The organism is Streptomyces sp. NPDC003042, from assembly GCF_053591315.1.
Window position 1 is genome coordinate 20193 of the sequence record NZ_JBSFTP010000079.1, and the last position, 15613, is coordinate 35805.

General features: G+C 70.0%; 12 protein-coding genes and 1 pseudogene. 4 read left to right on the forward strand and 9 right to left on the reverse strand.

Annotated elements, in window-relative coordinates; translation table 11 throughout:
- Positions 1–90: 90 nt before the first annotated feature.
- The 3 genes from ACWDYJ_RS29410 to ACWDYJ_RS29420 all read left to right on the forward strand — a co-directional run bounded on the left by ACWDYJ_RS29410 (position 91) and on the right by ACWDYJ_RS29420 (position 3063).
- Complete coding sequence (locus ACWDYJ_RS29410) at positions 91–999, forward strand: prephenate dehydrogenase (RefSeq protein WP_451568616.1); 909 nt, start codon at positions 91–93, stop codon at positions 997–999.
- Positions 1000–1506: 507 nt separating this feature from the next.
- On the forward strand, positions 1507–2721 hold the full coding sequence (locus tag ACWDYJ_RS29415) for an alpha/beta hydrolase family protein (RefSeq protein ID WP_451568617.1): 1215 nt from the start codon (positions 1507–1509) through the stop codon (positions 2719–2721).
- Positions 2722–2847: 126 nt separating this feature from the next.
- Positions 2848–3063, forward strand: coding sequence for an MbtH family protein (locus ACWDYJ_RS29420; protein ID WP_281208670.1), 216 nt, complete (start codon positions 2848–2850; stop codon positions 3061–3063).
- A gap of 106 nt (positions 3064–3169) precedes the next feature.
- Here the strand turns inward: ACWDYJ_RS29420 and ACWDYJ_RS29425 are convergent, their stop codons facing one another.
- Together ACWDYJ_RS29425 and ACWDYJ_RS29430 are read right to left on the reverse strand one after the other, a co-directional pair.
- Positions 3170–5062 carry a BTAD domain-containing putative transcriptional regulator gene (locus tag ACWDYJ_RS29425; RefSeq protein ID WP_451568618.1) on the reverse strand — a complete coding sequence of 631 codons (1893 nt, stop codon included), beginning with the start codon at positions 5060–5062 and terminating at the stop codon, positions 3170–3172.
- 323 nt (positions 5063–5385) lie between these two features.
- Positions 5386–7818: an HAD-IC family P-type ATPase gene (locus tag ACWDYJ_RS29430; protein WP_451568619.1), complete on the reverse strand. Its 2433-nt coding sequence runs from the start codon at positions 7816–7818 to the stop codon at positions 5386–5388.
- Positions 7819–8216: 398 nt separating this feature from the next.
- Between ACWDYJ_RS29430 and ACWDYJ_RS29435 the strand changes: the two genes are divergently transcribed.
- Positions 8217–9257, forward strand: a complete 1041-nt coding sequence (locus ACWDYJ_RS29435) for a class I SAM-dependent methyltransferase (RefSeq protein WP_451568620.1) — start codon at positions 8217–8219, stop codon at positions 9255–9257.
- 80 nt (positions 9258–9337) lie between these two features.
- Here the strand turns inward: ACWDYJ_RS29435 and ACWDYJ_RS29440 are convergent, their stop codons facing one another.
- From ACWDYJ_RS29440 to ACWDYJ_RS29470, 7 genes and pseudogenes are all read right to left on the reverse strand, one after another.
- The gene (locus tag ACWDYJ_RS29440; protein WP_451568621.1) at positions 9338–9568 is read right to left on the reverse strand and encodes a hypothetical protein; all 231 of its coding nucleotides are present in this window, start codon (positions 9566–9568) and stop codon (positions 9338–9340) included.
- A gap of 7 nt (positions 9569–9575) precedes the next feature.
- Complete coding sequence (locus ACWDYJ_RS29445) at positions 9576–9896, reverse strand: hypothetical protein (RefSeq protein ID WP_451568622.1); 321 nt, start codon at positions 9894–9896, stop codon at positions 9576–9578.
- Between the two features lie 199 nt (positions 9897–10095).
- Positions 10096–10950: an immunity 49 family protein gene (locus ACWDYJ_RS29450; protein WP_451568623.1), complete on the reverse strand. Its 855-nt coding sequence runs from the start codon at positions 10948–10950 to the stop codon at positions 10096–10098.
- A gap of 111 nt (positions 10951–11061) precedes the next feature.
- Positions 11062–11928: an immunity 49 family protein gene (locus ACWDYJ_RS29455; protein WP_451568624.1), complete on the reverse strand. Its 867-nt coding sequence runs from the start codon at positions 11926–11928 to the stop codon at positions 11062–11064.
- Complete coding sequence (locus ACWDYJ_RS29460) at positions 11925–12809, reverse strand: immunity 49 family protein (RefSeq protein ID WP_451568625.1); 885 nt, start codon at positions 12807–12809, stop codon at positions 11925–11927. The genes ACWDYJ_RS29455 and ACWDYJ_RS29460 overlap by 4 nt, the downstream gene beginning before the upstream one ends.
- 207 nt (positions 12810–13016) lie before the next feature.
- The gene (locus tag ACWDYJ_RS29465; RefSeq protein ID WP_451568626.1) at positions 13017–13877 is read right to left on the reverse strand and encodes an immunity 49 family protein; all 861 of its coding nucleotides are present in this window, start codon (positions 13875–13877) and stop codon (positions 13017–13019) included.
- A pseudogene (locus tag ACWDYJ_RS29470) lies at positions 13877–15613 on the reverse strand (hypothetical protein); the annotation flags it as partial. The pseudogene ACWDYJ_RS29470 and the gene ACWDYJ_RS29465, both read right to left, overlap by 1 nt.

Genomic DNA, 15613 nt, shown 5'->3' on the forward strand with positions numbered 1-15613 from the left:
GGGGGAGCCGATAGCGGTGAGATAGGCGCCCCATATCCGGCTCCACGACAGTGGTCGCTGGTCAGACCTGACGGCTGAGAGGACGCCCGCATGCGCACCGTTGCCATCGTGGGTACCGGCCTGATCGGGACCTCGGTCGGACTCGCCCTGCGCCGGCAGGGCGTGACCACGTACCTGACCGACGAGGACCCGGCGGCGGTGCGCGCCGCGGAGGCACTCGGTGCGGGGCTGGCGCAGCCGGTCCCGGAGCCCGCCGACATCGCGGTCATCGCGGTCCCGCCCACCCGGGTCGCAGCCGTCCTGGCGGAACACCAGCGGCTGGGCACGGCCCGTTTCTACACGGACGTCTCAGGCGTCAAGGTCCGGCTGCACCGGGAGATCGAGGCCCTCGGCTGCGACCTCCCGGCGGTCGTCAGCGGCCACCCCATGGTCGGCGGTGCCTGGTCGGGACCGCGGGAGGCCCGCGCCGACCTCTTCGAGGGGCGCCGCTGGGTGCTCACCCCGAACGAGCTCACCGGGAACCTCGCGCTCAACCACGCCCTGGAACTGGTGGCGCTGTGCGGGGCGGTCTCGGTCCTGCTCGACCCGGAGACCCACGACCGGGCCCTCGCGCTCGTCTCCCACGCCCCGCACCTCATCGCCAGCCTGGCCGCCGCCCGGCTGCTCGACGTGGACGAGGCGGCCATCCGGCTGGCCGGCCAGGACCTGCGGGACATCACTCGGAGCACGGGCGGGAACCCGGAGACCTGGACGGACATCCTCACGGCCAACGCGGGCCCCGTGGCCGACCAATTGGACGTCTGGGCCTTGGAAGTCCAGGCGCTGGCACAGGAGTTGCGGGCGGTAGACCGCTGCCGGGACGGCTTTCGACCGGTCCGGATTCCCGAGCTCCTCCGCTTCGGCGCGGCCGGCCGCGCCCGCATACCCGAGGACCTCGGCGTCCGCGAAGAGGGGAATTCCGGCACCCGGCCCCTCATGCGGACAGCGAAGGGAATATGAGTATGCGTCGTTTCCTGCGTACGGCAGCACTCCTGGGAGCGGTGGGAGCGGTGGGAGCCGTCACCGCCGGTGTTGCGGGGACCGCCCACGCGGCCCCAGCCCGCACCACGACCCCCGTCTGCGTCACCGGGAACGCCGGCCGGGGAGGAGCTCGACGAGACGCCGCTCGCCTGCGGCCAGTGGTGGGACGCCGACATCGCTTTCGACTACGATCCCACGGCCTCGGAATACGTGCCGAAGGTCGTCACGGGAGTGAAGAGCGTCCGGCTCGGCACGGTCTGGATGTGATTCCCGGCCGAAAGGCGTCAGGGGAATATCCGGGACACCTTGTCGAAAGTACGGGTGGAACCCTCGGGAAACAGTGCCGGAAGGTGCGGCGGAGGGCAGGAACCGGGGCTGGCTGATTTCCCCTCGCTCAGAATGATGAAATAGCGGAGGGGAGCTTCTGTTTCCCTTTCTGCCTCATAGTCTGACCGGTGTTCGGATATCTCAAGGAGATGAACGCCGATGCCGACCTGGGCAGGACATTCACCGCGCTTGTACGCCGCCGCCGTGACGGTCGCGGCCGTGCTGGCCCTCGCGCCCGCCGCGGACGCACGCCACGCGGCCGCCGGGCCGGCCGACCCGCCCGGACAGGCCGGCCCTGCCGTCACCGCCGAACCGAGGCTGCCGGCCCCGACCGGCGGCCTTCCCGTGGGGCTGCGGACCCTGGCGCTGCGCGACGCTTCCCGCAGCGACCCCTGGGAGCCGGGCCGGGTCCGGGAGCTGATGGTCTCGGTGTGGTACCCGGCGCTGCCCTCCCGGGCGCCCCGCGCCGCCTACGTCACGGCGCGGGAGTCCGAGATGATCCTGCGGCAGCACCGGGTCGAGGGCGTACCCGACGACCTGCTGAGCCGGACCCGGGTGCACGCCCGGACCGGCGCGCCGCCGCTGCCCAGCTCCGGCGGCGGGCTGCCCCTCGTCCTGCTGTCCCCCGGCTTCTCGCTGCCGCGTTCGTCTCTGACGGCGCTCGCCGAGGACCTGGCGAGCCGGGGCTACGCGGCGGCCGCGGTGGACCACGCCTACGAATCCGCGGCCATCACCTATCCGGACGGGCGGGTGACGGGCTGCGCGGCGTGCCGGCCCGCCGTGAAGGGGGCCGAGGTCGCCGCGACCCGTGCGGCCGACCTCTCGTTCGTCCGCGGGCGGCTCACGGCGGCGGGCTCCGCACCCGCGGAAGCCGCGGACCTGCCGCGGCTGGATCCGGCACGGGTCGCGGTCGTGGGCCACTCCATCGGGGGCGCCGCCGCCTTCGAGGCGATGCTCGCCGACCCCGCCTTCACGGCCGGCGTGAACATGGACGGCACCTTCCACCCGTCGGGGACCGCCTCGCTGGAGCGCCCCTTCCTGCTGCTGGGCGCGGACCGGCACGGCCCGCCGGGCACGGACCCCAGCTGGGACTCGGCCTGGCAGCGGCTCACGGGGCCGCGCGCCTGGTTCTCGGTGGCCGGGGCGGTGCACACGTCCTTCACCGACTACGCCGCGCTGACCGAGGCGACGGGCCCCGCCGCCTCCGCCGGCCAGTCGCCCCCCGCCGCTCCCGCGCTGTCCGCCGCGCAGGCCACCTACCTCACCAGGGAGCTGGTCGCGGCCTTCCTCGACGGCCACCTGCGCCACCGCTCCGACGCCCCGCTCGAGGCTCTGGACGTACGCCATCCGCAGCTCCGCAGGCACGGGCGGTGAGCGCGAAAGCAGACGGATAACCGACGGAAACGCTGATTGCCTAGGGTCGTCACGCTGGCCACCTGGCTACCTGGCCGGGTGGTGCCGGCAGAACCGCCATCCGACGTTCCCGGAAGGAATTGCGACGTGACCAATCCGTTCGAAGACGCCGACGGTCGCTATCTGGTGCTGGTCAACGACGAGGGGCAGCACTCTCTGTGGCCGTCGTTCGTCGACGTGCCGGCCGGATGGACGGCCGCCTTCGGCGAGTCCGACCGGCAGTCCTGCCTGGACTACGTGGAGAAGAACTGGACCGACATGCGCCCCAAGAGCCTGGTCGACGCGATGAGCGCCGAGGGCTGACCGGGCGGCCCTTCCGGCCGGTGACACACGGGTGCGGCCCCTCCGGCAGGGAGTGGCCGCACCCGCACGGCGCCGGGGCGCCGCGGCCCGTCCGCCGGGCGAGGGGTCAGAAGACGAGGTCCGCCGCAGACGGGGCGGCGGCCCGGGAGTGGATGGCGTGCAGCCGGATCAGCTCCTGCCAGCGATACGACATCTCGCCCCAGGGGCTGCGTCCCACCGGGTCCAGGAGCTGTGCGTCCACCAGGATCTCGATGAGGTCCTCGGCGTCCGTCAGACCCGTGGACAGCACCGACGCGGCCTGCGGCACGGTGAACTCGCCGCCGTCCAGCCCGCTCAGCCGGTGGTAGGCGAAGGCCGCCTCGGGCTCCAGTTCCGCCACGCTGCGGTCGAGCCGGGCGCGCAGCGAGTCCTCCCCGATGCTCAGCTCCTCCAGGCAGTCGGCGGACTTCTCCAGGCGGCGCACGAGGTCGCTGACGCGCCAGTGCTGCTTGGTCAGCAGCTTGGCCGCCGCGGCCCGCAGCGCCAGCGGCATGTGGCCGCAGAGCTCACCCAGCCGCCGCGTGGCCTCGGGAGACTTCTCGACTCGGCGGTCCCGCAGCACACCCGACAGCAGGTGCTGCGACTCCTCGGCGGACAGCGGTCCGATCCGCAGCCGCAGGGCGCTGTGCTTCTGCAGGAGTTCGTCCAGGCTCGCGCGCCCCGTGATCAGCACACAGCTCTCGCCGTTCCCCGGCAGCAGGGGACGCACCTGGGCGTAGGAGGCGGCGTGGTCGAGGAGCACGAGCACCCGCTTGCCCTCCAGCCGGGTGCGGTACAGGCGGGCCGCCTCCTCGACCTCCGCGGGCAGCGGGCCCGTCGCGCCCAGCCGGCGCAGGAAGCCGTGGAGCACCTCCAAGGTCCCGTGCCGCAGGTCCGCGAACAGCCGCCCGTCCGGGAACTGCGCGGCGGACCGGTGGGCCCAGTGGACGGCCAGGCTGGACTTCCCGATGCCCGGGCTGCCGGTGATGTAGGCGATGGGCGCGCCGCCGCGGGCGGAGGCGGCCGGCAGGACGGCGTCCATGACGGCCTGCTCGTGGCCGTGGCCGACGAAGCGGGGATCGTCTTCGGGCAGCCGGGAGGGCGGCAGCTGCTTCTGCGCGGGCGCGGCGGCGAAGCCGGGGACGGCGGGCTGGGGCAGCTCGTCGCGCAGGATGGAGTCGTGGAGCGACTGCAGTTCCACGCTCAGCTCCAGGCCGATCTCCTCGATGGAGTGGCGGGTCCCCTCGCGGAAGGTGTTGAGGGCATCGGCCCGGCGGCCCGAACGGTATTGGGCGAGCATCAGATAGAAACGCAGACGGTCCCGCAGGGGATTGGTACTCACCAGTACGCGCAGTTCTCCCAGTAAGGCCTGGTGCTCGCCCAGGTGGAGGCGCAGCGCCATGTGCTGCTCCACGGCCAGCAGCCGCTGCTCGTCCAGCCTCGCCGCCTCGCTCTCGGCGAATTGCGCGTACACGCCGCCGAGGGCCGGCCCGCGCCAGAGGGACAGGGCCTCCCGCAGTGCGCCCTCCGCTTCGGGGGTACGTGATTCGGCGGCCAATTGCGTGGCCCGGGTCACCAGTTGCTCGAAACGCAGCGAGTCCAGCGAGTGCCCGCCCAGGCTCAGCATGTAGCCGGGTGTCGAGGTGACGATGGTCTCCCGCTCGCGGCCCACGGCGCGGAAGGCCTTGCGCAGAGCGGCGACGCAGATGGCCACCTGCGTGCGGGCGGTGCTGGGCGGACGGCCGTCCCAGACCTTCTCGATCAGCGCGTCGAAGGACACGACCCGGTTGGGCGAGAGTAGGAGCAACGAGAGCACGGCCCGTTGCCGCGGCCCGCCGAGCGGGAGGCTCAGGCCGTTCATCCGCACCTCAAGGGGGCCGAGGGTCCGGAACTCCAGTCCGGCCTCGGGTATCGCCGCGGATCCGTCCCGGTCCGCCTGGCCACATTGCTGGGACGCTGTTCTTTCCGGCTCTGATGTCATGGTGAGTCGTGACCCCCGTCATTGATGCTCTGACAATCACGCGTAAATCTCATTCATCGGAAATTGCCGAGGCGAATGCTTTCCAGCCCTCCGTTCCCCCGCTTCGGCCGGCGGGGAGGCCCTGGGGTGCCCCCTACCGTCGGTAAGATGATACGGAGCTGTCATGCCCTCATCACTAGACTTTCGATAGGGGGCGAGCTGTATTTCGATAGGGGCAGTCGATTTATTCCCGGTTGCCAAGACAAAAAGGCGAAAGGGACGTCCGGCGGGTGCCGGACGTCCCTCCCGCAGTAGGCGGCACGGGGGATTGCCGCCCTGTGGGCTCAGCCGTCGGAAAGACGGCGACGGCTGCGAGCCCACACGATTTCGAGTACCAGGCCCGCGACCGCGGCGGCGGCGACCGCCGCCGCCGGCGCCGGGGTACCGACCAGCTTCAGCTGGAAGAAGTCCTGGAGGTACGGCACCACCAGCACGACGGCGAACGACGTCGCCATCGTCAGCACCAGCAGGATGCGCCACCAGGTGTACGGACGGGCGATGATGGCCAGCGCCCACAGCGCCGTCAGGAAGAGCGTCAGCGTCGCCGCCGAGGTCTCCGCGTCCAGGTTGTCGTCGTACACCGACCGGGCGAACAGGTAGGAGACGGACGTGGCGACGGCCGCCAGCGCCCCCGCCGGCACCGCGAACCTCAGCACCCGGCCCACGAAATGCGGCCGCGCACGCTCGGAATTGGGCGCCAGGGCCAGGAAGAACGCCGGAATGCCGATCGTCAGGGACCCGATGAGGGTGATGTGCCGCGGCAGGAATGGGTACGGCACCTGGGCGATGACGACGACCAGGGCCATCAGGACCGAGTACATGGTCTTGGTGAGGAACAGATTGGTGACGCGCTCGATGTTGCCGATGACCCGGCGGCCCTCCGCGACGACCGAGGGCAGCGACGCGAAACTGTTGTTCAGCAGCACGATCTGGGCCACGGCCCGGGTCGCGGGACTGCCGGAGCCCATGGCCACGCCGATGTCGGCGTCCTTGAGCGCGAGCACGTCGTTGACCCCGTCGCCCGTCATCGCCACGGTGTGGCCGCGCGACTGCAGGGCGAGCACCATGTCCCGCTTCTGCTGCGGACCGACCCGCCCGAAGACGGAGTGCTTCTCGACGGCGTCGGCCAGCTCCTGCGGGTCCTCGGGGAGGTGGCGGGCATCCACCGGGTTGTCGGCGCCCGGCAGGTTCAGGCTCCGGGCGACGGCCCCGACGGACAGCGCGTTGTCACCCGAGATCACCTTGACCGCGACGCCCTGTTCGGCGAAGTACCGCAGGGTGGCGGGCGCCTCCTCCCGGACGCGCTGCCTGATCACGATGAGTGCGCAGGGGACCACGGCCCGCGGGACCGCCGACGGATCCTCCTGCAGTTCGCCGAGCGGCCGCGAGGACTGGGCCAGGAGCAGCACCCGCAGGCCCAGCGAGCCGTGGGAGTCGGCCGTGGCGAGCACCGGGTGCCCGGCCGGAAGCATGGTGTCGGGGGCCCCGAGCAGCCAGGACGCCTCCCGGCCCGAGGGCTGGGCGAAGGTCGCGCCGCTCCAGCGGCGGGCTGAGGAGAACGGGGCGTTCGCGCGGCGCTGCCACCCCTCGGGAGCCGGATAGGAGTCGATGATCGCCTGCATGCTGGCGTTGGGACGCTCGTCGGCCGCGCCGAGCGCACCCAGTACCTCCTCGACGGGCAGGTCCGGCTCCAGCCGGATCACCTGGTCCACGTCCATGGCCGTCTCGGTGAGCGTCCCCGTCTTGTCCAGGCAGACGACGTCCACCCGGGCCAGACCCTCGATGGCGGGGAGTTCCTGGACCAGGGCCTGCTTCTTGCCCAGCCGCACCACGCCTACCGCGAAGGCCAGTGAGGTCAGCAGGACCAGGCCCTCCGGGACCATGGGCACCAGACCGCCCACCATGCGGCGGATCGCCTCGGGCAGGTCGTCGTCGTTCACCATGAGCTGGGTGACGATCAGCGCGATGCCCGCCGGGATGATGGCGAAGGTGACGAACTTCAGGATCCGGTCGATGCCGTTGCGCAGCTCGGAGTTGACCAGGGTGAAGCGGCGCGCCTCGTCGGCGAGCTGAGAGGCGTACGCCTCGCGCCCCACCCGGGTGGCGGTGAACGCGCCGGTGCCCGCGACCACGAAGCTGCCGGACATCACCGTGTCGCCGGGCTGCTTGAGGACCGGGTCGGCCTCACCCGTCAGCAGCGACTCGTCGACCTCCAGGCCGTCGGCAGCGATGACCGCGCCGTCCACCACGACCTTGTCGCCCGGCCCCAGCTCGATCGTGTCGTCGATGACGACCTCCGAGGAGCCGATCGTGACGCGTGCTCCGTCACGCCAGACGCGTGGCCGGCTCTCGCCGACGATGGCGAGCTGGTCCAGGGTGCGCTTGGCGCGCACCTCCTGGATGATGCCGATCATCGTGTTGGCGAGGATGACCCCGCCGAACAGACCGTCCTGGACCGGGCCGACGACCATGATGATGCCGAACAGCACCCCGATGATCGCGTTGATGCGCGTGAACAGATTGGCCCGCACGATCTCGCCGATGCTGCGGCTCGACTGGGCGGGTACGTCGTTGACCCGGCCGGTGGCGACCCGCTCGGCCACTTCGGCCGTCGTGAGTCCGATGATCTCCTCCGCCCGCACCGCCGTCAGCGCGGGAGCGGCGGCACCAGCACCACCGGCGGTGGCCCCTTCGGGCCCTTCCAACCGTTTCTTCATCCTTCGGTGCCCTCCGTGCTCGTCACTCTCCGGCGCTGTACGCCGTGCACCCCGACCGTAGGAGTCCGCTCCCGGCTTCCACCAGGCACGAAGGACGTCCTTCGGATTGACTTTCGACAGGGTCGGAGGCGGCCTGCGCAGCGATGTCCGCCAGGGTCCGCGACCGCCTGACTCCGCTGGAGCAGGACACCGGCAGGGTCCGATTGTGGGGCTGCCCGGCCTGCGCGCCGCCGGAGTCCGGCCGGAGCCGGACCGGAGCCCGGCCGGAGCGGTCCTGCGCGGCCCCGGGGCAGGTGGAAAACGGATGGATAGCGAAGGGAAAAACCCCGCTTCTAGCGTCGTGAGCGCAAGTTCCCCGGAAATCCAGGCTTCCCCCCACTCAGAGGAGAACCTCACCCATGCGAGCACAGACGAGCGGGTACATCGTGCGAGGGGACGACGTGCAGGCCCAGTTGGAGGAACTCGGCAGGCTCCACCCGGAGTTGTACGCCCTCACCGACCCCCAGCGGCTCGCCGCCTGGCAGGCCGAGCTGTACACGGTCCCGAAGCAGCACGACGACTTCGGGGCGGACGCGGAGGGAAGCCGCGGCATCGAGTACGTACAGGCCCAGACGCTCAACCCGCAGGCCCGCGCCACCGGCATCACGAACCTGCTGGGCTTCGCCCGCACCCCGCGCCCCGCGCCCGGTGAGGACCGGCCGGTCCTCGTCGACCTCCTCGGCGGCGACGGCCTCGTCCGCAAGGTGTGCGAGGACCTGGGCATCGGCGACTTCAACATCCTGACCTGCGACGCGTCCGAGCACATGGTGGCATCGGCCTGGGCGGCCGGGATGCCGGCGCTGCTCCAGCGTGCGGAGCAGCCGCTGCTCCGGGACGGATCGGTCGACGCGGTCCTGCTGGCGTACGGCTCGCACCACGTGGACCCCTCGGCCCGCCAGGAGGTGGCCGGCGAGGCCTTCCGCATGCTCCGCCCCGGCGGGACGTTCATCCTGCACGACTTCCTCGTCGGCTCGCCCGTCGACGTCTGGTTCGAGCAGGTCACCGACCCCTACTCGGCGACCGGTCACAAGTTCCCGCACTTCACCCGCGACGAGATCGAGGGATACCTGGAGAAGGCGGAGTTCGACACGTACGAGGTGGTGGAGATCGACGACCCGTACACCGCGGTCAGTGACACTCCGGAAGGTGCCGAGATCGAGATCGGCCGCTACCTGCTCAACATGTACGGCCTGGTCAAGGTCTTCGAGGGCCGCACCGAGGAAGAGGCCTACCGGTGGGTGGCCGAGACCGCGAAGGCGATCTTCCGCTACCCGGCGGGTCCCGACGGGAAGCCCGTCGAGAGCGAGCTGGTCCACGAGGAGGCCACCCGCACCTGGCGCATTACCATTCCGCGCCGCGCGGTCGTCGGCATCGGCCGCACCGCTCCCGCCGCCGGCTGAGCCCCTCCAACGCCGGCGGAGCAATAACCGCAACAGTATCGCGGCGGTGCGATCGCGATTCCCGGACGATCAGTGGGGCCTTACTTGAGAGCGGTGTGCTTCCTCGTCATGTGGGACTGCCATGCCCAGCGGGCGAGCCCGCCGGTGGCGAGGGAGGTGATGATCGCGCCCCAGTCGATGACGTGGGGGAGGCCCGGGAAGAAGGCGAAGACGGCGAGTGCTGCGGCGGTGCCCGTGAGGAAGGCGGCGATGCCGGCGCGGCGGCGTTTGGCTTCCCAGGCGGGCTCTTCGGGAGTGGGCCGGGTGGTCATGTGCGGCTCACTTCGTGATGTGGTGGCACTGGCTGACCCGGCGGCTGCCGTTGATGTGGAGGTGCGCGCATGCCTTGCCGAAGCGGGGCAGTGTCTGGGGCGCGTTGTCACGCATCGGGTGGATCTCGCATTCGGCGTGCGTCTTGCCGCGGGAGGTACGGTAGGTCTTGTTGTCGGTGTCCGCGTAGGTGAAGTCGATACGCCAGTTGCAGAAGCCGGCGTTGAGCGCGCCGACGAATCCGCAGTCGACGCCGGCGTTCTGGTAGGTGATCTTTTTGCCCCCGCCGCGGATGATGTGGGTGAACATGCAGCCTGTCGGAACAGTCATGGTGACACCGCCGACTTGGTAGTCGAAGCCGGCGACGGGCGTTGAGCCGATGGCGCTGGCGTGTGCCTGTGCCTGTGCGGGAGGTAACACGGCCAGCGTGGCCGTCGTGGCGAGAGCCGTGATGAAGCGGGCTGTGAAAGCCCGTAACCACCGTCGCTCGGATGCTGATCTCATGCGTGAGCGGACGGCGGGCCCGCCGTCACGTGTCGAACTCGCCCACCCAGGAGCGGTCCAGGAGGCGGACGGGCAGGTACTCGGACTCGACCTCGATCGGGAAGCCCGCGTCGTACGCGAGGCATGTGATGGCCAGCGGACCGAGGGCCAGGAATCCCGCGATGTCGCTCGCTCGTTCCGGCGTGCTCCAGTACGCCTTGTGGAGCTCCAGGGCCTCCGCGAGCGCCGCGTTGAACCCGTCGTGGTCCTTGCGCAGGAACTGGTGGAAGAGATTGATCGGCGGGTACAGCACGCACTGGAGCAGGTCGCGCGGTGCCATCGTGGCGACGTCCGGGTGGGACTGCTCGATGGCGGCTGTCAGCTTCTCCAACAGCCCTGGCTGCTCGTGCCAGTACGTCTGGAGGGCGTCCACCCAGTGGTAGACGTACGCGTCGCCCTCGGCGCCGGACGCCCGCAGGACATCGAGAGGGACCCGGCACATCTGGTCCATGCGGGGCTGGTCCCGGCAGATGATGACGAACCAGAGTGCGGTGAGCCAGTTGCCGGCGTTCGCGTAGAACTGGGGGCCCGTGGCGTTGATGGTGCGCAGCTCGTGTGCGATGCGCGTATCGATCGAGCCTTCGGTGACGGAGGCGGCGGCAAAGGCCGCCGTACCCACCTGCATGGCGCAGACGGTGGCATCCCACGTGGCGAAACGGTTCCCGCGCGGATTGAGGGCCTGGTTCAGCTGAACCTGGAGGAGTGCCTCGTTCAGTGCCATGCCGACGACCGTGGGCGAGGCGTCCAGGTTCTGGATGCTCGCCTCGAACTCCTCGGCCAGGCGCTCGGTGGCCTGCTCGTCAACCGGAGGTATGGCGTGCCGCTTCACTGTCGTCGTCATCCCGGGATCACTCCTGTCAGCGGGCTCGAAGAGAGGACACCACCGGCTCGGCTGCGCAGGCCGATGCTGATCTCGATCTTGCCGACCGTACCGAACTCCGCATCGCACGGCTCACGTCGCGAATTCCCCCACCCAGCTGCGCTTGAGCAGGTGGGTGGGGAGGTACTCCGATTCGACCACGATCGGCATGTCGGCGTCGTACGCCATGCACGCGATGGCGAGGGGGGCCAGGGCGACGAGGCCGTCGCCGCTGAGGGAGCGGGCCTCGTTGGTGGTCCAGTACTCCTTGTGCCAGGTCAGGGCGTTCAGCAGGGAGTCGTTGAAGGCTTGGTCCTCGCGGCGCAGGTAGAGCTGGAAGAGCTCCAGCGGCGGGTACAGGATCTTCAGCATCAGTTCCGTACTGGCGATCCGGGCGGCCTCAGGGGCCGTGCCGTTGACCGCCGTAACCAGCGTGGTCCAGGTCTCCTGCCGGCCGAACCAATGGTTCTGGAGGGTTTCCACCCACGCGTAGATGTACTCGTCGAACTCCGCCCCGGAGGCGCGCAGGAACTCGACCGGTACCTGCGCCAGCTGATTCACGCGGTCGTTCTCCCGACAGATCACCGCCAGGTAGAAGGAGGTGAGCCAGTTACCGGCATGCAGGTACTCCTGAGGCCCAGTCGCGGGCAGGTTCTTCACCTCACCCAGGCTCCCGATACGGCAGGGCACAGGCCCCTCAGCAGCAGTACCGGCGGCGAACAGCGCCGAGCCAGTCTGCATCGCCGTGACCCACGCCTCCCACGTCCGGAACTCCTCCGCCGCCGGGTCCGCCAGGCAGTACCACTTCGCCGTGGTCAGCGTCATCATGAGGGCGTCGTAGCGGTCGTCCTCCGACGTCTCGAGCCCTGCCAGTGCTTCCTCGGCGCTCTCGGTGACCGGCGCCATGGCCTCGGCCGCGTTGTCCGTGCGGAACGCGTGGCGTGGGATGGTGATGGTCATGTGTGTTCCTTGCGTGGCGTGCGGCGCTGCGCGTCGAACTCGCCGCGCCAGGCGAAGTCGAGGAGGGCCTCGGGGAGGTAGTCGGTCTGGAGCTCGACCGGGAGGCCGTTGGCCTTTGCCAGGCAGGCGATCGCCAGTGGGGCGAGGGCTACGACTCCCTGGATGTTCGAGGCACGGTCCTCGTCGGCGGTCCAGTATTCCTTGTGCCAGCGGACGGCGTCGGCCAGGGCTTCGTTGAAGCCGGCGACGTCGCCCCGCAGGTAGCGGTAGAGCATCATGATTGGTGGGTAGCGGAGGTTGGCCATTTCCTCCGCGTCGATGACGCGGGCCTGCTCGGGAGCGCTCAGGTCCACGGCCTTCACCAGGTGCGTGCGCAGGTCGTCACGGTGGAGCCAGAAGCTCTGGAGGGTCTCCACCCAGGCGTAGGTGTACTCGTCCAGGGCGCCGCCGAAGTCGCGCAGCAGGGAGACCGGGATCCGGGCCAGCATGTCGAGGCGGGCTGCTTCACGGCAGATGATCGCGAGGTAGAAGGCGTCGAGCCAGGTGTCCGCGTTGAGGTAGGTCTGCGGCCCGGTGGTGGCCAGCTGCCGCTCCTCCTCGCGGATCTTGCAGGTGACCGTTTCCCGGTTCGCAGCGGTGGCGGCGAAGACGGCCGAGTGCACCTGCATGGCCAGCAGCCAGGACTCCCAGGTCTCCAGCATGACGGCACCGGGGTCCCCGACACAGCGGACGAGGGCGACGTTCAGCGACCTCATGACTGCGCCCGACCTGGAGTTGTGTGAGGTCTCGATCTCCTCCAGCGAATACGACAGCGACCCCTCCATGACGGGAACCACCGCCGCCATCCCCGCCGACGCATAATCCTGGCGGGATATGTCCATGATCACCAGATCCTCACCCGAAGCAACGGCGCTCACCTCTACCTGACGTGGAAAATTCGCCGCGCCGGTTGCGATGCCGGAGGGCGGCGGGGACCAAGGCGCCGCTCTCCTCGCTCCAGTACGGGACAAGCGAAGGGGAACGGGCGTATCCCGGCGACGACGCTGCCGCGAACCGTTCTCGGTTCAGGTACCGGACGCCCTGGCTCGTCAGGTGGTGAACTCGCCGACCCACGTGCGCTTGAGCAGGTGCTTCGGCAGGTACTCGGACTCGACATCGACGGGGAAGCCCGCGTCATGGGCGAGGCAGGCCATCGCGAGCGGGCCGATCGCGACGAGCCCGCGGGCGTCGCGCGTGCGGTCTTCGTCAGCGGTCCAGTACTGCTTGTGCAGTGTGAGGGCGTTGGCGAGCGAACGGTTGAACTGGTCGTGGTCGGCGGTGGCGAAGCGGTGGAAGAGGTCCACCACCGGCCACAGGATCTTCGTGGTCATTTCGGGTCCGGCGATCGGAGCGGCCCCCGGTGCCAGTCCCTCTGCGGCTTGGAGGAGCTGGTCGCCGAGGTCCGGACGGGTCAGCCAATACGACCGGAGCGTCTCCATCCACGGGCGGACGTACGGGTCGAACTCGGCTCCGGATGCCTGCAGCAGGGACGGCGGGATCTCGCAGAGCGCGTCCAGCCGTGCCTTGTCGCCACAGATCACCGACAGGAAGAACACGTTGATCCAGGTCCCGGCGTGCGCCCAGGACCGCGGCCCGGAAGCGGGGAGGGACCGCATCTCGTGGTGGATGAGGCATTCGACGCTTTCGTCGGTCGTGGCCGCCGCCGCGAACATCGCGGAACCGCACTGCATGGCGACCACCCATGCCTCCCACGTCTCCAACCACGCCGCCGCAGGGTCCGGAACGCTCCGCTCCTGGGCCAGGAGCAGAGCATCGGACATGGCGTCGGCGATCGCTTCGGGTGCCTCCTGCAGGTCTTCGAGCGCCCACACGACACCCTCGCTGAGGACGGGGTCACGCCCCGGGAGGTCATCACGGAGGAACTCATGACGCGGAACAGAGAGCGCCATCAGCGTCCTCCTCGGTAGAGATCGAAGTAACTCAGTTCGGCCCCAGCATAAGTCCCGGTGTGTTTGTTGGCCTGAACCATCACGTACTGGACCTTTCCCCTACGGAGGGCCGGGAGCATCTGGTCCGCGATCTTCTTGTCCTCACCGCCTCGGGCCTTCATTTCCTCGAGGATCGTGCGGACATACTCGATCGTCCCCTGCTTGACCTTCACGTTGGCGTGTGGGCCGGCGCCCTGACGCCAGCCGAGGTCGCCACCGGGCGCCTTGGCCTCGACGATGAGGAAGTCACCCTTGCCGTTGTCGAGGCGGTACAGCTGGTCAAACCTGCGTGCACCGTGGCCGGTGTCCATGAGGTCGATCCATTGCGGATTGGGGAACTCGGCCGGAACGACGTGCAACTTGGCCGCGCCCTCACCCAGTTTCTCGCCGACCTTGGTGTTGTTGGGGACGTCGCCCATGGCCTCCTTGGCGGCATCGAGCCGCGCGAGGTTCTCAGGGGTATTGGACTTGTCGTACGCCCGCTGCGCGTCACCGAGGTCCAGGTACTTCTGATGGGTGCCGGCCAGCTCGTCGAGTTTGGGAGTGACGTGAGCCTGCACGGAACCCACATCGACGGGCTTCGAGGGGAGGCGGTAGTACTCGCGGTCCGCCGAGGGGAGGTCGTCGGTCGCCAGCCACTTCGGGCCGGTTCCCTCCTTCAGCTTCGGCAGACGCTGCCCGTCGACGATCGCGTCAGCGTCGAGTCGATGGCCTCGCGTGGCTTCGTAGTGCTGCAGCCGCCACGCCTCGTCCTCGTTGGCCAGCCGCACGTGCTCGTCATGCCAGTACTTCGCCTGCTCGGGCGTCCGCTGGACCCACTCGGTGCTGCCCTCTCCGTAGCGGAGGTCCTCGGGCCGGTAGGGGCCGGTGTTCGGGGAGCCGTCGCCGGCGCGGGTCGCGTCGTCCGCGCCGCCCGTGGCCGCGTCGTCCGCGCCGTTGCCGAGGCTGTCCGGGAGGCTGCTGGTGCCGGGGGCGCCCGGGTGAGTGCCGCCCGTGGTCGGGGTGTCGCCGTGGCTGCCTGTGCCGTGGTCGGTCGAGTGGGTGCCGCTCGTGCCCTGGTCGGCCGCATGCGTGCCGGCCGTGGTCGGGGTGTCCGGGCGGGGGATGCCGCCGGGGTTGTTCAGGTCGTTGCGCGGCATGTTGTCGGGGGCGTGGCCGCCCGGGGTGGTGTCGGGGCGGGGGCCGGGGGTGGTGTTGTCCGCCGTGCGGAGGGGGTCGGAGATGTTGCTGCCGACGCGGGTGAAGTCGTCGCCGCCGCGGCCGCCGACGCCGGCCAGTTCCTTCTCCGGGACCTTCGCGGTGACTGGGGTATCCGGCTTCGGGGCGTCGGCGCGGGGGGTGTCCGCGCCGGTGTCCGGCGAGGGTTCCTGCTTGGCGGCCTTGCCGCTCTGGTCGAGTGAGCCGTCGGCCTTGTAGATGTTGCCCTCGAGGTCCATGAACCGCGACGGGCCGGCCTCGGGCAGCTTGACCGTGCCCGGCGGGAAGGTCGTCGTGCCCTCGGGGAGTTTGATGGTGTTGTCGGGGAGCTTGACCGCGCCCTCGGGGATGGCTGTGCCGGAGGGGAGGTTGATCGTTCCGTCGGGCAGCATCTTCGCGCCGTCCGGCAGGGCGATCGCGCCGTCCACGTTGATGTTCGGGACCTCGACCTTGCCCAGGCCCTTCAGCCCGGCCATCACGTCGCCGATCTTCGAGAAGCC

Excerpts from the sequence above, each read along its gene's own strand:
- ACWDYJ_RS29460 (WP_451568625.1), bottom strand. The coding sequence starts at position 12,809 with ATGGACATATCCCGCCAGGATTATGCGTCGGCGGGGATGGCGGCGGTG.
- ACWDYJ_RS29430 (WP_451568619.1), bottom strand. The coding sequence starts at position 7,818 with ATGAAGAAACGGTTGGAAGGGCCCGAAGGGGCCACCGCCGGTGGTGCT.
- ACWDYJ_RS29410 (WP_451568616.1), top strand. The coding sequence starts at position 91 with ATGCGCACCGTTGCCATCGTGGGTACCGGCCTGATCGGGACCTCGGTC.
- ACWDYJ_RS29425 (WP_451568618.1), bottom strand. The coding sequence starts at position 5,062 with ATGACATCAGAGCCGGAAAGAACAGCGTCCCAGCAATGTGGCCAGGCG.
- ACWDYJ_RS29415 (WP_451568617.1), top strand. The coding sequence starts at position 1,507 with ATGCCGACCTGGGCAGGACATTCACCGCGCTTGTACGCCGCCGCCGTG.
- ACWDYJ_RS29455 (WP_451568624.1), bottom strand. The coding sequence starts at position 11,928 with ATGACCATCACCATCCCACGCCACGCGTTCCGCACGGACAACGCGGCC.
- ACWDYJ_RS29450 (WP_451568623.1), bottom strand. The coding sequence starts at position 10,950 with ATGACGACGACAGTGAAGCGGCACGCCATACCTCCGGTTGACGAGCAG.
- ACWDYJ_RS29465 (WP_451568626.1), bottom strand. The coding sequence starts at position 13,877 with ATGGCGCTCTCTGTTCCGCGTCATGAGTTCCTCCGTGATGACCTCCCG.
- ACWDYJ_RS29440 (WP_451568621.1), bottom strand. The coding sequence starts at position 9,568 with ATGACCACCCGGCCCACTCCCGAAGAGCCCGCCTGGGAAGCCAAACGC.
- ACWDYJ_RS29435 (WP_451568620.1), top strand. The coding sequence starts at position 8,217 with ATGCGAGCACAGACGAGCGGGTACATCGTGCGAGGGGACGACGTGCAG.
- ACWDYJ_RS29445 (WP_451568622.1), bottom strand. The coding sequence starts at position 9,896 with ATGACTGTTCCGACAGGCTGCATGTTCACCCACATCATCCGCGGCGGG.